Origin of the sequence: Flavobacterium cyanobacteriorum (genome assembly GCF_002251835.1) — a bacterium.
In the GTDB taxonomy this organism is placed as follows: Bacteria; Bacteroidota; Bacteroidia; order Flavobacteriales; family Flavobacteriaceae; genus Flavobacterium; species Flavobacterium cyanobacteriorum.
In genome coordinates this window covers 1-1,843 of the sequence record NZ_NOXV01000078.1, presented here as the reverse complement: position 1 = coordinate 1,843, position 1,843 = coordinate 1, and the positions used below count along the sequence as shown (strand labels likewise).

2 protein-coding genes and 1 tRNA gene are annotated in these 1,843 nt (G+C 42.9%); all 3 read left to right on the top strand.

Annotated elements, in window-relative coordinates:
* The first annotated feature begins 179 nt into the window (after positions 1-179).
* A complete protein-coding gene (locus CHU92_RS00820; protein WP_094411640.1) occupies positions 180-767 on the top strand; it encodes a Crp/Fnr family transcriptional regulator in 588 nt (195 codons plus the stop codon).
* Between the two features lie 115 nt (positions 768-882).
* Entirely contained in the window at positions 883-1,395 is a 513-nt protein-coding gene (locus CHU92_RS00815; protein ID WP_243389532.1) for a DoxX family protein, read from the top strand.
* 122 nt (positions 1,396-1,517) lie between these two features.
* Positions 1,518-1,591: transfer RNA gene (locus CHU92_RS00810), tRNA-Ile, on the top strand.
* Positions 1,592-1,843: the final 252 nt, after the last annotated feature.

Genomic DNA, 1,843 nt, shown 5'->3' with positions numbered 1-1,843 from the left:
CGGCATCCTCCCCGGCGCCGCGCTTATGGCGGCGGGGAGATATAGCGTACAGCGCGAAATGCGGTTGCAAAAGTGCGCTTAGCCTGCTGCTCCTGATAATCAAGATAAGCACAGGGAAATTTGTAAGCTCAGGGCATCGTACACATTGTTTTTACTAATTTTGGTAAAACAAACTGCCGATGTGGGACCTGTTGCTACAAAATATTGAGGATAAAAATGTGCCTTTAACCGGGCGGGAAAAGAGCATCATCAGGGAAGCGTTCCTGTACCGTAAATTTCGTAAAAACCAGTATGTAATGCAGCAGCATGACACGGCGCGTTATGAGATTTTTGTGGTCAGGGGCATGCTGCGCACCTTTATTGTTGACAACAAAGGGACGGAACATGTGCTGCAGTTTAGCCCTGAAGACTGGTGGGCGGGTGACCTGTACAGTTTTTTCAGCGGCAACCCTACAAGTTATTCTATTGACTGCCTGGAACACAGTGAGGTGTTGCTCATAACGAAAGAAGGCCTTGGGCTGCTTTATGAACAGGTGCCAAAAATGTATGCTTATTTCTGTAAACTTTATACCAATTCTATTGCCGCCCATAACCGGCGGATAGCTTCTACACTCTGCCAGACGGCGCCAGAACGCTATCTTGACTTCAGGAAGCGCTATCCTGACATAGAACAGCGTATACCCAACCGGCATATAGCTTCGTTTTTGGGGATTACTCCGCAAAGCCTGAGCCGAATCCGGAAACAGCTGGTTAAGGACGGTAATTAACACAGGATAACAAATTTATTTACCCTATGTGATTTTATGGGAAGGTACAGGTGCTGAACTTTGTATCCTGTAACTGATTTGACCTACATGAACTTTTGGTAAAATTTTAATCATTATGACCTACACTGAAAGACACAAAGAAGGTAAACATAAATTATACACTAATACTTTATTTATTGATGCAATGAAAAAACTGATTTTTGACACGGACAACAGTTATGCACCGCTTGTACTGAGGCTTTTCCTGGCGGTTGTTATTTTCCCGCACGGGGCGCAGAAGCTCCTGGGTTGGTTTGGCGGCTTCGGCTTTAGCGGTACGATGAACTATTTTACGGAAACTGTGGGACTGCCGTGGCTGGTGGGCTTGCTGGTAATTGTTATAGAGTTTTTTGGGCCGGTGGCCTTACTGGCAGGTTTTGCAACGCGGTTGTGGAGTATTGCCATAGGTATAGTAATGCTGGGGATTATACTTACTTCCCATAATGACTATTTTTTCATGAACTGGTTTGGCAACCAGCCTGCTGAGGGTGCTGAATTCTTTTTGCTTGCCATAGGCATTTCGGCAGCACTGGCTGTTACCGGCGGTGGGGCTTTTTCAGCTGACAGAGCTATATCAAAAAAACAATAATCCTGTAGTGACTATAAACACTATAGGCAGGCAATACTGTCCGGAGGGGCTTTAGTGGTTATTTACTTTAAAATTTTTTTGCATTGCATCAAAAATAGTAGTAATATTGCAACCTCAAAACCGGTCCTATAGCTCAGTTGGTTAGAGCACCTGACTCATAATCAGGTGGTCCCTGGTTCGAGCCCAGGTGGGACCACTGAATACGAGTCCAAATCGGCAAAAACTGATTTGGGCTCTTTTTTTATGCCTATAAATGAGTATTTTAGCTATACTTTCCTGTTTTTACCAATTCTTTATACATAAAATTTAATGCTTTTTTAAATTCAAAAAGGTTGCAAAAAAGGTTGCATTTTTTCAAAAAAGGTTGCATATCAATTCTCTTATTTTCAACACATTAAAAACTTCTAAGTTCAATTCATAAGTGCAACACATAAATCTGCTGGAGTTT